Source organism: Streptomyces sp. PA03-6a (assembly GCF_033792765.1).
In the GTDB taxonomy this organism is placed as follows: domain Bacteria; phylum Actinomycetota; class Actinomycetes; order Streptomycetales; family Streptomycetaceae; genus Actinacidiphila.
In genome coordinates, this window is the sequence record NZ_JARAVK010000028.1 from 36543 (window position 1) to 54982 (window position 18440).

At 70.3% G+C, this 18440-nt stretch carries 22 protein-coding genes and 1 pseudogene; 21 read left to right on the forward strand and 2 right to left on the reverse strand.

The features are described 5' to 3' along the window. Nucleotides 1-25: 25 nt before the first annotated feature. The gene (gene ftsH / locus PV350_RS09870) at nucleotides 26-1960 is read left to right on the forward strand and encodes an ATP-dependent metallopeptidase FtsH/Yme1/Tma family protein (protein ID WP_499514221.1); all 1935 of its coding nucleotides are present in this window, start codon (nucleotides 26-28) and stop codon (nucleotides 1958-1960) included. Between the two features lie 30 nt (nucleotides 1961-1990). Here ftsH and PV350_RS09875 read toward each other — a convergent pair whose 3' ends face one another. Then, nucleotides 1991-2821 (reverse strand): class I SAM-dependent methyltransferase, encoded by an 831-nt coding sequence (locus PV350_RS09875; RefSeq protein WP_500333388.1) that lies wholly within the window; start codon nucleotides 2819-2821, stop codon nucleotides 1991-1993. A 216-nt stretch (nucleotides 2822-3037) separates the two neighbouring features. Between PV350_RS09875 and proS the strand changes: the two genes are divergently transcribed. The 16 genes and pseudogenes from proS (at nucleotide 3038) to PV350_RS09955 (ending at nucleotide 14557) form a co-directional block, all read left to right on the forward strand. Next, nucleotides 3038-4450, forward strand: a complete 1413-nt coding sequence (gene proS, locus PV350_RS09880; RefSeq protein WP_499514223.1) for a proline--tRNA ligase — start codon at nucleotides 3038-3040, stop codon at nucleotides 4448-4450. A gap of 190 nt (nucleotides 4451-4640) precedes the next feature. After that, a complete protein-coding gene (locus tag PV350_RS09885; RefSeq protein WP_499514224.1) occupies nucleotides 4641-5231 on the forward strand; it encodes a hypothetical protein in 591 nt (196 codons plus the stop codon). A gap of 225 nt (nucleotides 5232-5456) precedes the next feature. Continuing rightward, complete coding sequence (gene rpsP, locus PV350_RS09890) at nucleotides 5457-5888, forward strand: 30S ribosomal protein S16 (protein WP_499514225.1); 432 nt, start codon at nucleotides 5457-5459, stop codon at nucleotides 5886-5888. Nucleotides 5889-5890: 2 nt separating this feature from the next. Continuing rightward, complete coding sequence (locus PV350_RS09895) at nucleotides 5891-6130, forward strand: RNA-binding protein (protein ID WP_450395265.1); 240 nt, start codon at nucleotides 5891-5893, stop codon at nucleotides 6128-6130. A 91-nt stretch (nucleotides 6131-6221) separates the two neighbouring features. After that, on the forward strand, nucleotides 6222-6746 hold the full coding sequence (gene rimM / locus PV350_RS09900) for a ribosome maturation factor RimM (RefSeq protein ID WP_499514226.1): 525 nt from the start codon (nucleotides 6222-6224) through the stop codon (nucleotides 6744-6746). 4 nt (nucleotides 6747-6750) lie between these two features. Beyond that, entirely contained in the window at nucleotides 6751-7560 is an 810-nt protein-coding gene (gene trmD, locus PV350_RS09905) for a tRNA (guanosine(37)-N1)-methyltransferase TrmD (protein ID WP_500333389.1), read from the forward strand. Nucleotides 7561-7693: 133 nt separating this feature from the next. Then, entirely contained in the window at nucleotides 7694-8044 is a 351-nt protein-coding gene (gene rplS, locus PV350_RS09910) for a 50S ribosomal protein L19 (protein WP_105869103.1), read from the forward strand. A gap of 41 nt (nucleotides 8045-8085) precedes the next feature. Then, nucleotides 8086-8724: a signal peptidase I gene (gene lepB, locus PV350_RS09915; protein ID WP_500333390.1), complete on the forward strand. Its 639-nt coding sequence runs from the start codon at nucleotides 8086-8088 to the stop codon at nucleotides 8722-8724. Beyond that, nucleotides 8717-9841 (forward strand): signal peptidase I, encoded by a 1125-nt coding sequence (gene lepB / locus PV350_RS09920; RefSeq protein ID WP_499514229.1) that lies wholly within the window; start codon nucleotides 8717-8719, stop codon nucleotides 9839-9841. The genes lepB (PV350_RS09915) and lepB (PV350_RS09920) overlap by 8 nt, the downstream gene beginning before the upstream one ends. A 61-nt stretch (nucleotides 9842-9902) precedes the next feature. Beyond that, complete coding sequence (gene lepB / locus PV350_RS09925) at nucleotides 9903-10655, forward strand: signal peptidase I (protein ID WP_500333399.1); 753 nt, start codon at nucleotides 9903-9905, stop codon at nucleotides 10653-10655. Between the two features lie 43 nt (nucleotides 10656-10698). Next, the gene (gene lepB, locus PV350_RS09930; RefSeq protein ID WP_500333391.1) at nucleotides 10699-11463 is read left to right on the forward strand and encodes a signal peptidase I; all 765 of its coding nucleotides are present in this window, start codon (nucleotides 10699-10701) and stop codon (nucleotides 11461-11463) included. A 2-nt stretch (nucleotides 11464-11465) separates the two neighbouring features. Continuing rightward, on the forward strand, nucleotides 11466-11945 hold the full coding sequence (locus PV350_RS09935) for an NUDIX hydrolase (protein WP_499514231.1): 480 nt from the start codon (nucleotides 11466-11468) through the stop codon (nucleotides 11943-11945). A gap of 39 nt (nucleotides 11946-11984) precedes the next feature. Beyond that, nucleotides 11985-12311: a DUF2469 domain-containing protein gene (locus PV350_RS09940; protein ID WP_018562949.1), complete on the forward strand. Its 327-nt coding sequence runs from the start codon at nucleotides 11985-11987 to the stop codon at nucleotides 12309-12311. A 92-nt stretch (nucleotides 12312-12403) separates the two neighbouring features. Next, nucleotides 12404-12775 carry a YraN family protein gene (locus tag PV350_RS09945; protein WP_499514232.1) on the forward strand — a complete coding sequence of 124 codons (372 nt, stop codon included), beginning with the start codon at nucleotides 12404-12406 and terminating at the stop codon, nucleotides 12773-12775. Next, a pseudogene (locus PV350_RS09950) lies at nucleotides 12775-13026 on the forward strand (magnesium chelatase domain-containing protein); the annotation flags it as partial. The gene PV350_RS09945 and the pseudogene PV350_RS09950, both read left to right, overlap by 1 nt. Before the next feature lie 40 nt (nucleotides 13027-13066). Further along, on the forward strand, nucleotides 13067-14557 hold the full coding sequence (locus PV350_RS09955) for a recombinase family protein (protein WP_500333392.1): 1491 nt from the start codon (nucleotides 13067-13069) through the stop codon (nucleotides 14555-14557). A gap of 43 nt (nucleotides 14558-14600) precedes the next feature. Here PV350_RS09955 and PV350_RS09960 read toward each other — a convergent pair whose 3' ends face one another. Next, on the reverse strand, nucleotides 14601-15182 hold the full coding sequence (locus PV350_RS09960) for a helix-turn-helix domain-containing protein (protein ID WP_500333393.1): 582 nt from the start codon (nucleotides 15180-15182) through the stop codon (nucleotides 14601-14603). Nucleotides 15183-15303: 121 nt separating this feature from the next. On the opposite strand from PV350_RS09960, the gene PV350_RS09965 reads away from it, so the two are divergent. From PV350_RS09965 to PV350_RS09980, 4 genes are all read left to right on the forward strand, one after another. Further along, nucleotides 15304-15546 carry a helix-turn-helix domain-containing protein gene (locus PV350_RS09965; RefSeq protein WP_500333394.1) on the forward strand — a complete coding sequence of 81 codons (243 nt, stop codon included), beginning with the start codon at nucleotides 15304-15306 and terminating at the stop codon, nucleotides 15544-15546. Further along, the gene (locus PV350_RS09970; RefSeq protein WP_500333395.1) at nucleotides 15543-15740 is read left to right on the forward strand and encodes a hypothetical protein; all 198 of its coding nucleotides are present in this window, start codon (nucleotides 15543-15545) and stop codon (nucleotides 15738-15740) included. Before PV350_RS09965 ends, PV350_RS09970 begins: the two co-directional genes overlap by 4 nt. 368 nt (nucleotides 15741-16108) lie before the next feature. Continuing rightward, the gene (locus PV350_RS09975) at nucleotides 16109-16975 is read left to right on the forward strand and encodes a bifunctional DNA primase/polymerase (protein WP_500333396.1); all 867 of its coding nucleotides are present in this window, start codon (nucleotides 16109-16111) and stop codon (nucleotides 16973-16975) included. Then, the gene (locus PV350_RS09980; RefSeq protein WP_500333397.1) at nucleotides 16972-18408 is read left to right on the forward strand and encodes a DNA primase family protein; all 1437 of its coding nucleotides are present in this window, start codon (nucleotides 16972-16974) and stop codon (nucleotides 18406-18408) included. The genes PV350_RS09975 and PV350_RS09980 overlap by 4 nt, the downstream gene beginning before the upstream one ends. Nucleotides 18409-18440: the final 32 nt, after the last annotated feature.

An 18440-nucleotide genomic window follows, 5' to 3' on the forward strand; every position in this document is an offset into this window, starting at 1 on the left:
GCGGCACTGTCCTTATTGTCGGGATATGGGCAATCCCGTACCGCCCCGGCAGAATCCGGACGATCCATGGCGGACGGAGGGCGCGCCAGCCTCGCCGCCCACCCGGCGACGGCGCCGCATGGGCGGCTGGGGCGGCATGATCCTGACGGCGCTCGTCGTCTTCCTCATCACCGACCTGGTGCTCTCGTTCTTCACCGGGTCCCGGCCGACCACGATCTCGTACACCGAGTTCAACCGGCAGCTGGCCACGGACAACATCTCGAAGATCTACTCCAAGGGCGACTCCATCGAGGGGCAGCTCAAGAAGAAGCAGGACGTGCCGGGGGCGGACGAGGGCACGTACATGCAGTTCAAGACCCAGCGGCCGGTCTTCGCCGACGACGACCTGTGGGCGACCCTGACGAAGAACAAGGTCACCGTCACCGCCGAACCCGTGGTCCAGCAGCGCGGCCTGCTCTACAACCTGCTGCTCTCGCTCGCCCCGGTGCTGCTGCTGGTCCTGCTCTGGCTCTACGTCTCCCGCCGGATGAGCAAGCTCGCGGGCGGGCTCGGCGGCCTGGGCGGCCTCGGCCGCAGGGCCCCGCCGACGCCGGTCGTCCCGGAGGCGGGCCGCCGCACCACCTTCGCCGACGTGGCGGGCATCGACGAGGTGGAGGCCGAGCTCAACGAGGTCGTCGACTTCCTCAAGCGCCCGCAGGCCTACCGGGCGCTCGGGGCGCGGATGCCGCGCGGCGTGCTGCTCGCAGGACCGCCCGGCACCGGAAAGACCCTGCTCGCCCGGGCCGTGGCCGGCGAGGCCGACGTACCGTTCTTCTCCGCCTCCGCCTCCGAGTTCATCGAGATGATCGTCGGGGTCGGCGCGGGCCGGGTGCGCGAGCTGTTCGCCGAGGCCCGCAAGGTCGCCCCGGCGATCATCTTCATCGACGAGATCGACACCATCGGCCGTGCCCGCGGCGCCGCGGGCGGCATCGGCGGCCACGACGAACGGGAGCAGACCCTCAACCAGATCCTCACCGAGATGGACGGCTTCTCCGGCTCCGAGGGCGTCGTCGTCACGGCCGCCACCAACCGGCCCGACGTCCTCGACCCCGCCCTGACCCGGCCCGGCCGCTTCGACCGCGTCGTCCACGTCAGCCCGCCCGACCGTACGGGCCGCGAGGCGATCCTCCGCATCCACCTGCGCCAGGTCCCCCTGGAGGGCGGCATCGACCTGACCGCGGTGGCCCGTGCGACGCCGGGGATGACGGGCGCCGAACTCGCCAACCTCGCCAACGAGGCCGCGCTGCTCGCCGTCAAGCGCGGCAAGGGCGCCGTCGGGCAGGGCGAGCTCTCCGACGCCCTGGAGAAGGTGCAGCTGGGCGCGGCACGCCCGCTCGTGATCCCCATCGAGGAGCGCCGCCGTACCGCCTACCACGAGTCCGGGCACGCCCTGCTCGGCATGCTGCACCCGGGCGCCGACCCCGTACGCAAGATCACCATCGTCCCGCGCGGCCGCGCCCTCGGCGTCACCCTCTCCACCCCCGACTCCGACCGCTACGCGTACACCGAGGAGTACCTGCGCGGCCGGATCATCGGCGCGCTCGGCGGCATGGCCGCCGAGCACGTCGTCTTCGGGGTGATCACCACCGGCGCCGAGAACGACCTGGAGCAGGTCACCAACGTCGTCCGGGGCATGGTCGGCCGCTGGGGCATGAGCGAGAAGGTCGGCCCGCTCTCGGCGATCCCGGCCGACTCCCAGCAGCCCTACGGACTGTCCGCCGCCCCCGCCACCCTCGACGTGATCGACGCCGAGATGCGCAGGATCGTGGACGAGTGCTACGGGACGGCCTGCCGGCTGCTGGGCCGGCACCGCGAGCAACTGGACGCCCTCGCGGAGCGGCTGCTGGAGGCCGAGACGCTGGAGGAGGACGAGGCCTACGAGGCGGCGGGCATCCCACGGCTCGCGAAGGCCGTCGAGTAGCCGCCGTACGGTCGCGCGGGAACGCTGCGGCTACACGCGGGCCACCAGGTAACGGAACACGTTCTCCATCCGGACCGTGCCGTCGCCGCGCCGGTACGCGTGCAGCGCCTCGCGCAGCTCCTTGCGCACCTGGTCCTCGTCGGTGGCCGCCACGGCGGCGTCGAAGAGCCCGGTCGACACCAGGCCGCGCACCGCGCTGTCCATGTCGGGGTAGCCGAACGGGCAGGACACCCGCCCCGAGCCGTCCGGACGCAGCCCCGCATCCCGCGCCAGCTCCTCCAGGTCGTCACGGCCGCTGAGCCGGACCGCGGCGGTGGTGCCGCGCGGCTCGGCCAGCCGTGCCGCGACCCGCAGCACCCGCCCGGTGGCGCAGCGCTCGGGCGGCCCCCAGCCGGCCAGCACGACCGGGGTGCCCCGCTCGGCCAGGCCCGCCGCGGCGCCGAGCGCCGGGACCAGCGCCGCCGGCGCCGTCCCCGGGTCGAGGGCGGTGACCATCGTGAACGGTGCCCCCTCCGGTACGGGGACCTCCTCCGGGCCGCCCGCCACGAGCCGCGTGCGCCCGCCGCGCGACCGTGCAGGCGCGCCCCACTGCGGCTCGGGCAGCAGCCGCTGCCGGGCCAGTTCGAGGCGCCGTTCGTCCGGATCGCACCCCGTGACCGCCGCGCCCCGGGCCGAGGCCATGAGCAGCGCGAGTCCCGATCCGCACCCGATGCCGAGCAGCCGGGTGCGGGGGCCGACCTCCAACCGCTCGTGCACCGCCTCGTAGAGCGGTACGAGCATCCGCTCCTGGATCTCCGCCCAGTCACGCGCCCTGCCGTCGGTCCGGTGTGTCCGTGGGTGCCGTGCGAGCGTAGGTGTCATCGAGCGCCCCAATCAGCCGCGTCGCCGTCTCGCCGAAAGCCTTCCTCGTACGCCCCCCGGTTACGCCGCGCACCGTCTTCGTCACGCCGCGCATGCCCCCGGAGCCAGCCAACTCCCCTTCCGGGCCGTAGTCCAGAGGTTTGAAGGTGAGGATTGGGCCGATTCCCGACCCCGCCGATTCACGTCCGGTGCCGCTGTCCCCGTACCATCTGCGGCATGGCAAAGGCTCCCGTACTCACACCCCAGGCGGACGACTTCCCGCGCTGGTACCAGGACCTGATCAACAAGGCCGAGCTGGCCGACAACGGCCCGGTGCGCGGCACCATGGTCATCCGGCCGTACGGGTACTCGCTGTGGGAGCGGATGCAGCAGGAGATGGACGCGCGGATCAAGGAGGCGGGTGCCCAGAACGCGTACTTCCCGCTCTTCATCCCGCAGTCCTACCTGACCCGGGAGGCCGAGCACGTCGAGGGCTTCGCGCCGGAGCTGGCCGTGGTCACCCACGGCGGCGGCAAGGAGCTGGAGGAGCCGGTCGTCGTCCGGCCCACCTCCGAGACGATCATCAACGAGTACTTCTCCAAGTGGGTGCAGAGCTACCGCGACCTGCCCCTGCTCATCAACCAGTGGGCCAACGTGGTCCGTTGGGAGATGCGCTCGCGGCTCTTCCTCCGTACGAGTGAGTTCCTGTGGCAGGAGGGCCACACCGCGCACGCCACCTACGAGGACGCCCGCGACTACGCCGCGATGATCCACCGCGACGTGTACGGCGACTTCATGACCGACGTCCTCGGCATCGACGTGGTCCTCGGCCGCAAGACCGCCCGCGAGCGCTTCGCCGGCGCCATCAACACCCTCACCCTCGAGGGCATGATGGGCGACGGCAAGGCGCTGCAGATGGGCACCAGCCACGAGCTGGGCACCAACTTCGCCAAGGCCTTCAACACCTCCTACCTGTCGAAGGAGGGGCAGCAGGAGCTGGTCTGGCAGACCTCCTGGGGCGTGTCGACCCGCATGGTCGGCGGCCTGATCATGTCCCACGGCGACGACAACGGACTGCGCGTGCCGCCGCGGCTGGCGCCGGTGCAGGCCGTCATCCTGGCGATCAAGGGCGACGACGCGGTCGTCGCCAAGGTCCGCGAGATCGGCGACCGGCTCAAGGCCGCCGGCGTGCGGGTCCAGGTCGACGTGCGCACCGACACCCCGTTCGGCCGCCGCGCCGTGGACTGGGAGCTCAAGGGCGTCCCCGTCCGCGTGGAGGTCGGCCCGCGCGACCTGGAGAACGGCACCGCGATGCTCGCCCGCCGCATCCCCGGGGGCAAGGAGCCGGTGGCGATCGACGAGCTGACCGCGCTGGTGCCCAAGGCGCTGGAGGAGGACCAGGCCACGCTGCTGCGCCAGTCCCGCGAGCGCCGCGAGTCCCGCACCGTGGACGTCAAGACGATCGCCGAGGCCGCCGAGGCCGCGGCCACCGGCTGGGCCCGCATCCCCTGGGCCGACCTCGGCCCGGAGGGCGAGGCCAGGCTGGCCGAGCAGGGCGTGTCCGTGCGCTGCCTGCTGACCGAGGACGGCCAGGTTCCGGAAACGGACGACGCGCCGGGTACCGCGGCGATCGTCGCGCGGGCATACTGACCGTCAACTGACTGAAAAGCGACGTACGTAATCGGCAGTACGTCCACGCTTGAGGCGGGTGCGTGACTTCTCCACTGTCCTCCGCACCCGCCCTCAGCCGTACGCATCATCCGGAACTGACTAGTACGTGCAAAATATTTGGGATGGCCCGGTATCGGAACACAGGGCGCCCCCGGCTCGTTGTCACGACGTGAGCACGACACCACCAGTCCTCGCCGCCGAGCTGGCAGTCGCATGGGCCGACATTCAACGGCACCATCCCGAACTGCCCGACCTGGCCGCCCCCGAGTCCCTGATCGGAGAGTCCTCGTCCGCGTGCGGCACGGAGCTCTCCTTCGAGCGCCTGCTGCACGAGGCCGTCCACGGAGTCGCCGCCGCGCGCGGCGTCCGGGACACCTCGCGGGCAGGCCGCTACCACAACCGTCGATTCCTGGCCATCGCCGACGAGCTCGGCCTGGACCACTCCGAGGAGCCGCACCCCAGCAGCGGCTTCTCCCTGGTCCAGCTGCGCCCGGACACCAAGAAGCGCTACCGGGCGACGATCGACCGGTTGCAGCGCGCGCTCAGAGCGCACACCGTGGCGACCGCCGCCGACACCGCCCGCAGTTTCCGCGGGCCCGCCGCCCGGCACGGGTCCTCGGGCGGAGGCGTACGGGTGAAGGCGGTCTGCGACTGCGGACGCAACGTCCGGGTCGTGCCGTCGGTCCTCGCGCAGGCGCCGATCGTCTGCGGGGCGTGCGGTACGCCGTTCCGGATTCCGGAGGCCGCGGCGGTCGCGTGAGCGCCCGCCGCGGCACGGGGGCGGCACCGTACGGGGACGGCGCCGGTGGGGTCACCGGCGTGCGGCGGCATGCCCGCCGTATGGCAGAATGGTCAGCTGAGCACTCGGCAGCCGTGCAGGACCCCTCTCTCCTTCGGCTGACGCGTCCGTCGGGCAACCGGCTCCACAACCCCACGTGGTGGTCCGGCCTGCCCAACCACGTCAACTCCAGGAGAACCCACTCCCGTGGCAGTCAAGATCAAGCTGAAGCGTCTGGGCAAGATCCGTTCGCCTCACTACCGCATCGTCGTCGCCGACTCCCGTACCCGCCGTGATGGCCGGGCCATCGAGGAGATCGGTCTGTACCACCCCGTCCAGAACCCGTCGCGCATCGAGGTCAACGCCGAGCGCGTCGCGTACTGGCTGGGTGTCGGCGCGCAGCCGACCGAGCCCGTGCTCGCCATCCTGAAGAAGACCGGCGACTGGCAGAAGTACAAGGGCGAGCCGGCCCCGGCCCCGCTCCTGGTCGCCGAGCCCAAGGCCGACAAGCGCGCCCTCTTCGAGGCCGCCGCCAAGGACGCCGGTGACGGGTCCAAGGGCGAGGCCATCACCCAGAAGGCGAAGAAGTCCGACAAGAAGGACGAGGCCGCCGAGGCGGCCGAGTCGACCGAGGCCTGATCGTGCTCGAGGAGGCCCTCGAACACCTGGTCAAGGGCATCGTCGACAACCCCGACGACGTGCAGGTCGCCGAGCGCACCCTGCGTCGGGGGAAGGTCCTGGAGGTCCGGGTGCACCCCGACGACCTCGGCAAGGTGATCGGCCGCAACGGCCGCACCGCCCGCGCCCTGCGCACGGTCGTGGGCGCGATCGGCGGACGCGGTGTCCGCGTCGACCTCGTCGACGTGGACCACGTCCGCTGAGGTACGCAGCACCGGCACGGGCCGGGGGTGGCACTTGGGCCGCCCCCGGCCCGTGGCCGTATCCGACACGTGAGCACAGGAGCGCGATCAAGTGCAGCTGGTAGTGGGACGCATCGGTCGCGCCCATGGCATCAAGGGCGAGGTCTCGGTGGAGGTGCGCACCGACGAGCCGGAACTGCGGCTCGCCCCGGGCGCCGTGCTCGTCACGGACCCGGCGTCGGCCGGCCCGCTCACCGTCGAGACGGGCCGGGTGCACAGCGGCCGGCTGATGCTGCGCTTCGCCGGCGTGAAGGACCGCACCGGCGCCGAGGCGCTGCGCAACGTCCTGCTGATCGCCGACGTCGACCCGGACGAGACGCCGGAGGACCCCGAAGAGTTCTACGACCACCAGCTGGTCGACCTCGACGTGGTCACCGCCGACGGGACCGAGGTCGGCCGGATCAAGGAGATCTCCCACCTGCCGTACCACGACCTGCTGGTCGTCGAACGGCCGGACGGCAGCGAGGTCATGGTGCCCTTCGTCGCCGAGATCGTCCCCGAGGTCGACCTGGAGCAGCAGCGCGCGGTCATCACGCCCCCGCCCGGCTTGCTGGACGAGGCCGAGGCGGAGCAGTAGGCCCATGCGCATCGACGTCGTCACGATCTTCCCCGAGTACCTGGAGCCGCTGAACGTCTCCCTGGTCGGCAAGGCCCGGGCACGCGGTCAGCTGGACGTGCGCGTCCACGACCTGCGCCAGTGGACCCACGACCGGCACAACACGGTCGACGACACCCCCTACGGCGGTGGCCCGGGCATGGTCATGAAGCCCGAGCCGTGGGGCGAGGCCCTGGACGCGGTCCTGGAGTCGGGGGAGGGCGATCCCGTGCTGGTGGTCCCCACCCCGAGCGGCCGCCCCTTCACCCAGGAGCTCGCGGTCGAGCTGTCCGCGAAGCCCTGGCTGGTCTTCACCCCGGCCCGGTACGAGGGCATCGACCGGCGGGTCATCGAGGAGTACGGCGAGCGGCTGGACGTCCGCGAGGTCTCCATCGGCGACTACGTCCTGGCCGGCGGCGAGGCCCCGGTGCTGGTGATGGTGGAGGCCGTGGCCCGGCTCCTGCCGGGCGTGCTGGGCAACGCAGAGTCGCACCGCGACGACTCCTTCGCCCCCGGTGCCATGGCCGACCTCCTGGAGGGCCCGGTCTTCACCAAACCCCCGGTCTGGCGGGACCGCGGAGTGCCGGAGGTGCTGCTCAGCGGCCACCACGGCAAGGTCGCCCGCTGGCGCCGGGACGAGGCCTTCCGCCGCACGACGCAGAACCGCCCCGACCTGATCGAGCGTTGCGACCCGGCCGCCCTGGACAAGAAGGACCGCGCGATGCTCGCGGCCCTCGGCTGGGTGCAGGGCGAGGACGGCCGATTTGGGCGACTCCCGGAGTCCGTGGAAGAATAGGCGGCTGCTGCCTTGCGTCCGGCGTGCGCCCCTGCCACAGGGGGACATGACGCCCGTCCGACGCGGAGGCGGTCGGATCACCACCACTACTCCCGCCGATGACCTGTGGCATGGGCGAAGAAAGCAGACGAACATGTCCCACCTGCTCGACTCCGTCGACGCCGCGTCGCTGCGCAGCGACGTCCCGGCCTTCCGCCCCGGTGACACCGTCAACGTCCACGTCCGCGTGATCGAGGGCAACCGCTCCCGTATCCAGCAGTTCAAGGGCGTTGTCATCCGTCGCCAGGGCGCGGGCGTCCGTGAGACCTTCACGGTCCGCAAGGTCTCCTTCAGCGTCGGCGTCGAGCGTACCTTCCCGGTGCACAGCCCGATCTTCGAGAAGATCGAGCTCGTGACCCGCGGTGACGTGCGTCGCGCCAAGCTGTACTACCTCCGTGAGCTGCGCGGCAAGGCCGCGAAGATCAAGGAGAAGCGCGACAACTGAGTCCGCCCGGCATATGCGGGGCCCTATAGGCTCTGCGCCTGATGGACACAGAGGTACACCTTCCGGAGCGCGACCGCGCCGATCCCGCCGAACAGCGGGCTGAGCGGTCGCGCTTCGGCGTACGTACACAGCGGTACGCGCTGCTCGCCCTGGCGGCCGCCGCCGTGGTCGCGCTGGTCAACGTCTTCGTGGCCCAGCCCTTCGAGATCCCCAGCGGGTCGATGGAGAACACCCTGCGGGCAGGGGACCGCGTGCTGGTCAACAAACTGGCGTACCGTTTCGGCGAGGCGCCCGCCAGAGGCGACGTCGTGGTGTTCGACGGCGAGGGATCGTTCGTCCAGGACTCCGGCGGGACCGACTACGTCAAGCGGGTCATCGGTGTCGGTGGGGACCGGGTGACCTGCTGCGACGAGCGGGGCAGGATCACCGTCAACGGGCGCCCGCTGGACGAGACCTATCTTTACCCCGGGGACACGCCGTCCCGGGTAGCGTTCGACATCGAGGTTCCGAAGGGGAGGCTGTGGGTGATGGGTGACCACCGTGCCGACAGCCGGGATTCCCGTGACCATCTGGGCGACCCCGGAGGGGGCGCCGTTCCGGTGGACAAGGTGATCGGCCGTGCCGAGGTGACCTTCTGGCCGCTGGGCCGCCGCCGCTCCCTGGACGGCGCCCATGGGTAGCCGCGGGCGGGCGAACGCCGGCCAGCCGAGCCGTGCCGAATACCTGGGCGAGGAGCCGGCGGGCCCGCGCAGGGGCGGCGGCCGGGCCGACCGGCGCAAGCTGGCGCGGAAGGTCAAGCGCAGGCGGCGGCGTTCCGCGGCCAGGGAGATACCCCTGCTCATCGGGGTCGCGCTGCTGATCGCGCTGGTGCTCAAGACCTTCCTGCTGCAGGCCTTCGTCATCCCGTCGGGCTCGATGGAGCAGACGATCAGGATCGGCGACCGTGTCGTCGTCGACAAGCTCACGCCGTGGTTCGGCTCCCGGCCGCAGCGCGGCGACGTGGTCGTGTTCAAGGACCCCGGCAACTGGCTGGAGGGCGAGCAGGCCCAGTCCGGCGAGGACCCGGTGGTCGTGAAGCAGGTCAAGGAGTTCTTCACCTTCATCGGGCTGCTGCCGTCCGCGGACGAGCAGGACCTGATCAAGCGGGTGGTCGCGGTCGGCGGCGACACGGTGAAGTGCTGCGACGCCCAGGGGAAGATCACCGTCAACGGGACCCCGCTGGACGAGCCCTACATCCATCCGGGCAATCCGCCGTCGGAGATCAAGTTCACGGTCAAGGTCCCGCCGAACCGGCTCTTCGTGATGGGCGACCACCGGTCCAACTCCGCGGACTCCCGCTTCCACCTCAAGGACGCCGGCAACGGCACCGTGCCGGAGAACCTGGTGGTGGGCAGGGCCTTCGCCGTGGCCTGGCCGATGGGGCACTGGGCAGGGCTGAAGGAACCGGCGACGTACTCCGGCGTCGCCGCGCCGGGGGGTTCGGGCGCGTCTGCCGCGAGGGCGGGCCCCGGAGTGGCAACATCCAACAATCGGCAAGGAATGACCCCGCTCCCGACTCCTGCGGAACTCCCGCTCGTTATGGGGGTGGTGGGCTTGCGCCGCATATGGCGCGGGCGGCAGCGCGCAGCAAGCGGAGTAAGGAGTGGATGTGGGGGACCTGGTGGTCGGCGCAAGGTCCGGACGCGGAGAGCCGGAGGATCGGGACCCCACGTCGGGCGGCTCGGCGGGCGACGGCGAGGCGCCGCTCGGAAGGAAAGGCCCGGACGCGGGCGCGGAAACCTCCGAAGAGGCGAGTGACACGAAGGGCCGTGAAGGCGACGCGGGCAAGAAGCAGCAGCAACGTTCGTTCTGGAAGGAACTGCCGCTGCTGATCGTCATCGCGCTCGCGCTGGCCTGGCTGATCAAGACCTTCCTGCTGCAGGCCTTCTCCATCCCCTCGGCGTCGATGGAGAACACCCTGAGGATCGGCGACCGGGTCCTGGTCGACAAGCTCACGCCCTGGTTCGGCTCCGAGCCCGAGCGCGGCGAGGTCGTCGTGTTCCACGACCCGGGCGGCTGGCTCGGCGAGACCGTCCCGGTGGACACCAACCCGGTGACGACCGCGATCCAGAAGGGCCTGAGCTTCGTCGGCCTCATGCCGTCCGCGGAGGAGAAGGACCTGATCAAGCGGGTCATCGCGGTCGGCGGGGACACGGTGGAGTGCAAGGGCACCGGCCCGGTCAAGGTGAACGGCAAGGCGCTGGACGAGCCGTACATCTTCCCGGGGAACACCCCCTGCGGTGACCGTCCCTTCGGCCCGATCAAGGTCCCGGACGGTCGCATCTGGGTGATGGGCGACCACCGGCAGGACTCCCTGGACTCCCGTTACCACCAGAACCTGCCGGGCAACGGCACGGTCTCCGTGGACGAGGTCGTCGGCCGCGCGGTCGTCGTGGCCTGGCCGATCAGCAACTGGTCCACCCTCCCCGTGCCCAGCACGTTCGACCAGCCCGGCATCAATGCGGCGGGAGCGGGTCTGCCGGCCGCGGGACTGCCGGCGGCGGGCGGACTGGCCGGTTCGGTGCCGCTGGTGCTGTGGCGGCGGCGCCGTCTGATCAACCGGGCCGGGTGAGAGGGCTGCCCCCGGTCCGTACCGCCGGGTAGGGTGCGGACGCATGAGCACGAGCACACGCACGGGCACGCGGACGGCGACGGGGCGAGCAGGCGAACAGGGCGGCGGGCGGACCGGACGGATAGTCTCCGGTCTGGCCGTCGCCCTCGGCTGCGTGCTCTTCCTGGGCGGTTTCGTCTGGGGTGCGCTGGTCTACCGGCCGTACACCGTCCCCACCGGATCCATGACCCCGACCGTCGACGCGGGCGACAAGATCCTCGCCCAGCGGATCGACGGCTCCGAGGTGCGGCGCGGGGACATCGTGGTCTTCACCGACCCGCTGTGGGGCGACGTCCCCATGGTGAAGCGCGTCGTGGCGGTCGGCGGTGACAAGGTGGCCTGCTGCGACAAGCAGGGGCGGCTCACGGTCGACGGCAAGCCGGTCGACGAGCCGTTCCGGCTCGACCCCGAGGGCCCGGCGTCGCCGACCTCCTTCTCGGCCACCGTGCCCCAGGGCAACCTGTTCATGATGGGCGACAACCGGGCGACGTCCGAGGACTCCCGCTTCCGCCTCGGCGACGCCGACAACGGCTCCGTGCCGCGCAGCACGGTGTCCGCGCGGGTCGACGGTGTGGCCTGGCCGCTCGGCCGCGCGGGCATGGTCGCCAGGACCGGCGCGTTCGCCGCCCTGCCGGGCGACGGGCCCTCGGGCCCCGGCCCGCTGCGCACGGTGGGCGTGGCGCTCGCGGCCGGCGTGGTCCTGATCTTCGCCGGTGCGGCCTACGGCCCGGTCGCGGACCGGGCCCGGCGGCGGAGGGTGGCGCGATAACGATGCGACGGCGCGCGGCCCGGGTCGTCCTTCTGGACCCCTCCGACCGGATCCTGCTGCTCCACGGGTACGAGCCGGAGGACCCGTCCGTCACCTGGTGGTTCACCCCGGGCGGTGGCGTCGAGGAGGGCGAGAGCCTGGACGCCGCGGCGCACCGCGAGCTGGCGGAGGAGACCGGGATCACCACGGCCCTGCTCGGGCCGGTGCTGTGGGAGCGCTCGTGCGCCTTCGACTTCGACGGCCGGCGCTGGGAGCAGGACGAGTGGTACTACCTGGCCCGCACCGACGACGTCCGGGTGCACCCGGCCGGTCTCACCGAGCTCGAGCAGCGCAGCGTCGACGGCCTGCGATGGTGGACCTGTGAGGAACTGCTCGCCTCGCATGAGACGGTGTACCCGACCAGGCTCGCCGAGCTGCTGCGCGCATTGCTCGACGAAGGTCCCCCATTGTCCCCGATTCACCTGGGGACGGAGCGTGACTGACGCACAATGGGGGGACGTACGGCTGAAGGGGAACATGCCATGAGCGCCGAGGACCTCGAGAAGTACGAGACCGAGATGGAGCTGAAGCTCTACAGGGAGTACCGGGATGTCGTCGGCCTGTTCAAGTACGTGATCGAGACGGAGCGTCGTTTCTACCTCACCAACGACTACGAGATGCAGGTGCACTCGGTCCAGGGCGAGGTGTTCTTCGAGGTCTCCATGGCCGACGCGTGGGTGTGGGACATGTACCGGCCGGCGCGCTTCGTGAAGCAGGTGCGCGTGCTGACGTTCAAGGACGTGAACATCGAGGAGCTGAACAAGGCCGACCTCGACCTGCCCTCGGACGACTCCGGCTTCAACGGCTGAGCCGGCCGGGGCCGGCGGGTTGTCCACAGGCCCCGATCAAGATCATCTCTCGGGCGCCACCTCCCTCACAGTGAGTGACGGAGGTGGTACCGATGAATGCCCGAGGAGCTTTCGGACGTTACGGCGAGGAACTGGCGGCACGGTCTCTGACCGAGGCCGGGATGACCGTGCTGGAGCGGAACTGGCGGTGCAGGCACCGCGAACGGCACGGCGAGATCGACATCGTGGCGGCGGACGGCGACGCGCTCGTGGTGTGCGAGGTGAAGTCGCGCGCGGAGTCCTGCGGTGAGCACCCGATGGCCGCCGTCACCCCGCGCAAGGCGGAGCGGCTGCGGCTGCTCGCCGAGTGCTGGCTCGCCGACCACGGCGGACCTCCCCCGGGCGGGGTGCGGATCGATGTGGTCGGTGTGGTGCTGCCGCCCCGGGGCGCCGCCCGCGTCGAGCACGTGCGGGGGGTGGAGTGATGGGCTTCGCCCGGACGTGTTCGGTGGCGCTGGTGGGTGTGGAAGGCGTCGTCGTCGAGGTCCAGGCGGACCTGGAGGCGGGGGTGGCCGCGTTCACGCTGGTGGGGCTGCCGGACAAGAGCCTGAGCGAGAGCCGTGACCGGGTTCGCGCCGCCATCGTGAACAGTGGCGAGACCTGGCCGCAGAAGAAGCTCACGGTCGGCCTCAGCCCGGCCTCCGTCCCCAAGGGCGGCAGCGGCTTCGACCTGTCAAGGCTAGCGCTGAGACTGTTTTAAGCCCTACCCTCAGAGCATGACGACACCCCCACCACGCCGCCGCATGTGCATCTACTGCCGCATCAGCGACGACCGCGAAGGCCGGCAGAACGGCGTCGAACGCCAGGAACGCAAGTGCCGCGCCCTCGCCGACCAGAACGGCGACGAGATCGTCGAGGTGTTCGTCGACGACGACCGCAGCGCCTACAGCGGCAAGCCCCGCCCCGACTACATCCGCATGCTGCAGTACCTCCGGGACGGCCACGCCGACGGCGCCTACGCGCTCGCCCCCACCCGCTTCTACCGGCGCCTCGACGACGGCCTCGACTTCTTCCGCCTCATCGCCGAGAAGGGCCTCGAGGTCGCCACCGTGAAACAGGGGCGCTACGACCTGTCCACCGCGGACGGCCGGCGCGACGCCCTCCGCGCAGCTGTGGACGCCCAGCACGAGTCAGAGCAGATCAGCGAGCGCGTCCGCGACGCCAAGGCCGACAACCTCGTCAAGGGCGAGTACCGCGGCGGCCCTCGCCCGTTCGGGTACGAAGGCGACGGCGTCACAGTCAAGGAGAGCGAGGCCGAGCACGTCCGGGCCGCCACACACGCGGTCATTGCCGGGGATAGCCTCCGCGCCATCTGCCGCGACCTGGCCGCCAAAGGCGTCCGTACCGTGCCCCGCCGGTACAAGCAGGCCGATGGAAGCCGGGGTGAGCCCGAAGACCGCGAGTGGACGCCGGCCGAGCTCCGCAAGATGCTGCTCCGCCCCCGCAACGCCGGGCTCATGGAGAACAAGGGCGAGATCGTCGGCAAAGCCTCCTGGGATCCCCTGGTGGACGAGGAGACGTGGCGGGCATGCAAGGCCGTCCTAGAGCGTCCAGAGCGCCGTACAACGACCAGCAACGGCCGGGTGTGGCTCGGCTCCGGCCTGTACCGCTGCGGCAAGGACGGCTGCACCGAGACCGTCCGCTGCTCCACCTCCGGCACAGGCAGCGGCCACGTGCACCAGCCGGCCTACCGATGCCGCACGATGAAGCACGTCACCCGTACCGCCGTCACCCTCGACCAGTACGTCACCGACCGGGCCATCGCCCGCCTGTCCCGACCCGACGCCGCACAGCTGCTACTGCCGCCCGCAACGGCGGGGGAGGGGCGCGAGGAGCTGGCCAAGACCGCCAACGCGCTACGCGCCAAGCTGGACGGCTACACGCAGGACTACGCCGCCGACCTCATCACCCGGCAGCAGTTCCTCGACGGCACCGCCCTCACGCGCAAGCGGCTCGAGAAGGTCGAGGCGCAGATGTCGGCGCGGGCGCAGCGTTCCGTCCTTGAGTCGCTGCCCCTCGGTACTCCTGAGGTTGAGCAGCTTTGGCTCACGTTCCACCTGGACAAGCAGCGGGCCATCATCGACGCGATCATGACCGTGACGATCCTGCCCGCCAAGCGTGGCCGCCCGCCCGGCTACAAGCCCGGAACCGGCGCCACCTACTTCGACGAACGCGCCGTCCACATCCAGTGGAAACACGAGAGCTGACCGTAAAGAGAAGGCCCGCACCGAATGGTGCGGGCCCTCGTGATTACTGCCTACGGCTGGCGTTGGGGTGGGAGCTCTCAAGGGCTAGGCCCTCCTTGCGGGCCCTGTGTAGCCACCCTCGCACGGTAGCTGGTGAGACCCCGTGCTTATCGGCCAGCGTCTGGGTGGGATTGGAGGATCCGGACTCCTCGAGCGACTTGTACTCCTCGGCCATCTTGGCCAAGTGCAGGAGCCCATTGCGCCTGCGTAGCTCGTTCCCGCCCGTGGCATTGACCAGCTCGGGAAATAGCTTGTCGACCAGCGCGCCCGCCAGGTAGCCGGGCTGCACTTGCTGCCCATAGGGGCCGCCGGCGACGAGTTGTCGTTCAGCAGCTGCCCTCGCCGCCTTCTCCCAGCGGGCGGCCGGCAAGTTCTTGAGGGGCACCTCGAGGCCATGAGTCGAGTGGACTTCGTAGCTCAGTACGACGAGTGGGCGGCCAGGAACGAGGCCGAACTTGAAGATGACGAATGCCTGCGGGTCCTCATCCCAGACGTGGACGTCAACGGTGCGGGCGTCGACGCCGGTGATGGACCAGATCTCCGGGTCCTGAGCTTCGACCCTGAGTGCGGGTGTGCGTGCGGGCATAGGGCCATCGTCGTGGACCCAGGGATGCGAGTGCAACACCCGAGGCCATGTGTGCGTTGCGTGATCCAAACACCGGCGGCCAGGTGTTGCAAACACGTCGTCTTTAGTGTTGACTACCGCTATGGACATCGAAGCCCTTCAGCGGGTTTCCGAGGTACGTCTATTGCTGGCATCCGGTGAAGCCCGAGAAATCAGGCAGAGCCTTCGCATGTCGCTGCGGGAAGTCGCCGCAGCTCTCGACACGACTCCGGGAACGGTGTCGCGCTGGGAAGCCGGCCGGGTGCAGCCCAGGCCTGCGGCAGCGCTCAAGCTGGCAGACGTTCTCGGCCTGAACCCCGCACGGAACAAGGCGAGGGTCGCGTGAGCGCCGCCGAGCAGCCCCTCACATGGGAGGAGCGCAAGGCAGCCGAAGCGCTGGAACGAGGCGACACCGTCGAAGCCGAGCGCTGGATGCGCGTCAAAGCCGACGTCGACCTGGCGCCCCCATTGAGCCCCGCACAGATCGCGAAACTCCGCGTCCTGCTCGCCACCGAAATAGAGCGGGCCCAGGCCGCCTAATCCACGACCGCAACCGTCCCGCGAAGGGCCGCCTAGCGGCACCCGCATCCTTCGCCTTCGCGAACGGACAAATCAATGAGTGAAACGGAAAGGGCCCGGTCCGCATCCGGGCCCCTCACCAAAACCGCTTCCACAACAACTCCGAGTGTACCGACCGGCCGTGGCCGACAGGGAGCCCTCTTCCCCGGTTCCAACGCAATACCGGTCGTCCGGCCCGTGGTCGTCACCACCCGAGGCCGCCTTGAGACCGCCGTCCGCTGCCCCAACTGCAGCGACTGGCACCGACACGTCGGCCTCGGCAAACGCCGCGGACCCTGTGGCGCCGTCTACCGAATCCAACCCCGCCGAGCCCAGACCAGGAGCGACCAGTGACACCCGTACAGACGCCCCTAGACGGCGCTCTGTGGCTCGTGGCCCACGGCTTTGCCACCTTTCCGGCCGACCACCCGGGGCTCCCGCAATGCGCTGGCGTTGGGCGCGGCCATGACCCGGCCACCTGCACGGACCGTGGCAAGCACCCCGCTGTCGCGTTCTCGAAGGTGAACACCCGAGATGAGCGACAGGTGTTCCGGTGGTTCGAGGACAGCAGTCGGAATGTGGCTGTCGCCGTCGGGGCCAGCCACGGGCCGGACAACGCCCGGCTCCTGGTCGTCGACTCCGACCGGCCTAACGCCATCGAGGACACTGCAGCCGCTCTCGGTTACAGGCACACGCCCACCATGCGGGTACTCACCAGCAAGGGGCACCACGACTACTACTGGGCCCCCGCCTCAGCAGGGCTGGGCAACGGACTCGGCGCCCTGCGCGGCAAGTTCGATGGCGATGTCCGCGCGGGCAACGCCTACGTCATCAGTGCAGGCTCGGTGCACGCTACCGGGGTCCTGTATGAACTCGCGGACCCAGAGCAGCCGCCCGTGCCCCTGCCGGCCTGGCTCCTGAGCGCCCTGCAGCGGCCCCCGGTAGCCGAGGGGGCAGCGACCATCCCAGCGCCCCGGCTCAGCGGCGCACGACGCATGTTGGCGTTGGTTCAGGTCGTCCTCGAGTCGAAGCCCGGGGAGCGCAACAGCCGCCTTTACTGGGCCGCCTGCCGGGCTTTCGAGCACGTCCGTGAAACCGGCGCTGATCAGCGCGCCGTGGCCTCCGCCCTTTCCGACGCCGCGCAGCACATCGGTCTCACCGAAGGTGAAGCACGTCAGACGATCACGTCTGCATACCGAACGGGGATCGCCCGGTGAAAGACCAGTCGATCGAGGAACAGGCGCGCCAGATCATGGAGGCCAACGGGCTCCCCGCCCCAGTCGACCTCCCGAACACCAGGCACCGCGGGCACCTGAGGATGGCAGAGCGCTTCGTTGCCGAACACGAAGGCTCACTCCGCCACGTTCACGGCATCGGCTGGCACCGGTGGGACGGTGCACGATGGGGCGCCGACGACCAGCGCGCCGACATCGAGGCCGCCGTCGACACCGTCAAGACTGCCCTTCGCGAACTCGGCAAGCTCGACGGCCAGGAACGCGATGAGCTGTACCAGGACGCCCGTAAGTCCGAGTCCGCATCGGGCATCGAAGGCATGCTCAAGATTGCCGCCGCCCTGCCGCCGATCTCCGTCTCGTCCCGGGCCCTTGATGCCGACCCGCACCTGTTCAACACCCCCGACGGCACCATCAACCTGCTGACGGGACAGACGACGGAGAACAGGCGGAGCGACCTGATCACCAAGGTCTCCGGCGGGTCACTCGCGACCGAGGCGGACGAGGAATGGGAGGCGTTCCTCAAGCGCATCCTGCCCGACGACGACGTTCGGGAATTCGTACAGCGCCTCTTCGGGTACGCGATGCTCGGCAAGGTAACCGAACACGTGATGCCCATCTTCACCGGGACCGGGGCCAACGGTAAGGGCACACTGCGTGATGCCCTCGCCTCCGCCTTCGGGGACTACGCCATCGAGGTTGACCCCGCGATGCTCATGGAGTCCAAGCACGAGCGGCACGGCGCGTTCAAGATGCGGCTGCGTGGCGCCCGGCTGGCCTTCTGCTCCGAGACGGAGAAAGGCCGGCGGTTTGCCGAAGCCACCATGAAGCGCCTGGTCGGCGGCGACCCGATCGAGGCCAACCTCATGCACAAGAACCCCATCACGTTCGACCCGTCCCACACCCTCGTCATGCTGACGAACCACCTGCCGGCCGTGGCCGGAGACGACCCCGCCGTGTGGCGCCGGATCCTCGTTGTGCCGTTCGACGTAGTGATCCCCGAGGAAGAGCGCGACGCCTCCCTGCCCGACCGCCTAAAGGGTGCCGCCTCGGCCGTCCTCGGCTGGGCATACCGCGGCTGGCTCGACTACCAGGACAAGGGCCTGGACCCGCCCGAGGCCGTTCGCGCCCGGACGCTGGAGTACCAGAACGCCAGCGACGTCCTCGGCCGCTTCCTTGACGAGCGGGCAATCAAGAACCCGCACGCCGGGGTCAAAGCCCGGGAGTTGTTCAGCGCGTGGTCCACGTGGTGTCACGGCAACGGATACCAGGGCGTCGATCTGCCCGGCAGTGAGGTGACGTTCGCCGAGTCGATGGGCCGTCGCGGCTTCGAGAAGCGGAAGCGCGGCGGCGTGATGACGTACCTCGGTCTGATGCTCGCCGGAAAGGACTCCGACGAGGAGGAAGAAGGGCCCTGACCTGCGGAAGGGAGGGTTAGGGAGGGATATCC

Excerpts from the sequence above, each read along its gene's own strand:
- lepB (WP_500333390.1), top strand. The coding sequence starts at position 8,086 with ATGGACACAGAGGTACACCTTCCGGAGCGCGACCGCGCCGATCCCGCC.
- PV350_RS09960 (WP_500333393.1), bottom strand. The coding sequence starts at position 15,182 with ATGCCCGCACGCACACCCGCACTCAGGGTCGAAGCTCAGGACCCGGAG.
- rplS (WP_105869103.1), top strand. The coding sequence starts at position 7,694 with ATGTCCCACCTGCTCGACTCCGTCGACGCCGCGTCGCTGCGCAGCGAC.
- lepB (WP_500333391.1), top strand. The coding sequence starts at position 10,699 with ATGAGCACGAGCACACGCACGGGCACGCGGACGGCGACGGGGCGAGCA.
- lepB (WP_499514229.1), top strand. The coding sequence starts at position 8,717 with ATGGGTAGCCGCGGGCGGGCGAACGCCGGCCAGCCGAGCCGTGCCGAA.
- PV350_RS09965 (WP_500333394.1), top strand. The coding sequence starts at position 15,304 with ATGGACATCGAAGCCCTTCAGCGGGTTTCCGAGGTACGTCTATTGCTG.
- PV350_RS09875 (WP_500333388.1), bottom strand. The coding sequence starts at position 2,821 with ATGACACCTACGCTCGCACGGCACCCACGGACACACCGGACCGACGGC.
- trmD (WP_500333389.1), top strand. The coding sequence starts at position 6,751 with ATGCGCATCGACGTCGTCACGATCTTCCCCGAGTACCTGGAGCCGCTG.
- PV350_RS09935 (WP_499514231.1), top strand. The coding sequence starts at position 11,466 with ATGCGACGGCGCGCGGCCCGGGTCGTCCTTCTGGACCCCTCCGACCGG.
- PV350_RS09945 (WP_499514232.1), top strand. The coding sequence starts at position 12,404 with ATGAATGCCCGAGGAGCTTTCGGACGTTACGGCGAGGAACTGGCGGCA.
- ftsH (WP_499514221.1), top strand. The coding sequence starts at position 26 with ATGGGCAATCCCGTACCGCCCCGGCAGAATCCGGACGATCCATGGCGG.
- proS (WP_499514223.1), top strand. The coding sequence starts at position 3,038 with ATGGCAAAGGCTCCCGTACTCACACCCCAGGCGGACGACTTCCCGCGC.
- PV350_RS09955 (WP_500333392.1), top strand. The coding sequence starts at position 13,067 with ATGACGACACCCCCACCACGCCGCCGCATGTGCATCTACTGCCGCATC.
- PV350_RS09940 (WP_018562949.1), top strand. The coding sequence starts at position 11,985 with ATGAGCGCCGAGGACCTCGAGAAGTACGAGACCGAGATGGAGCTGAAG.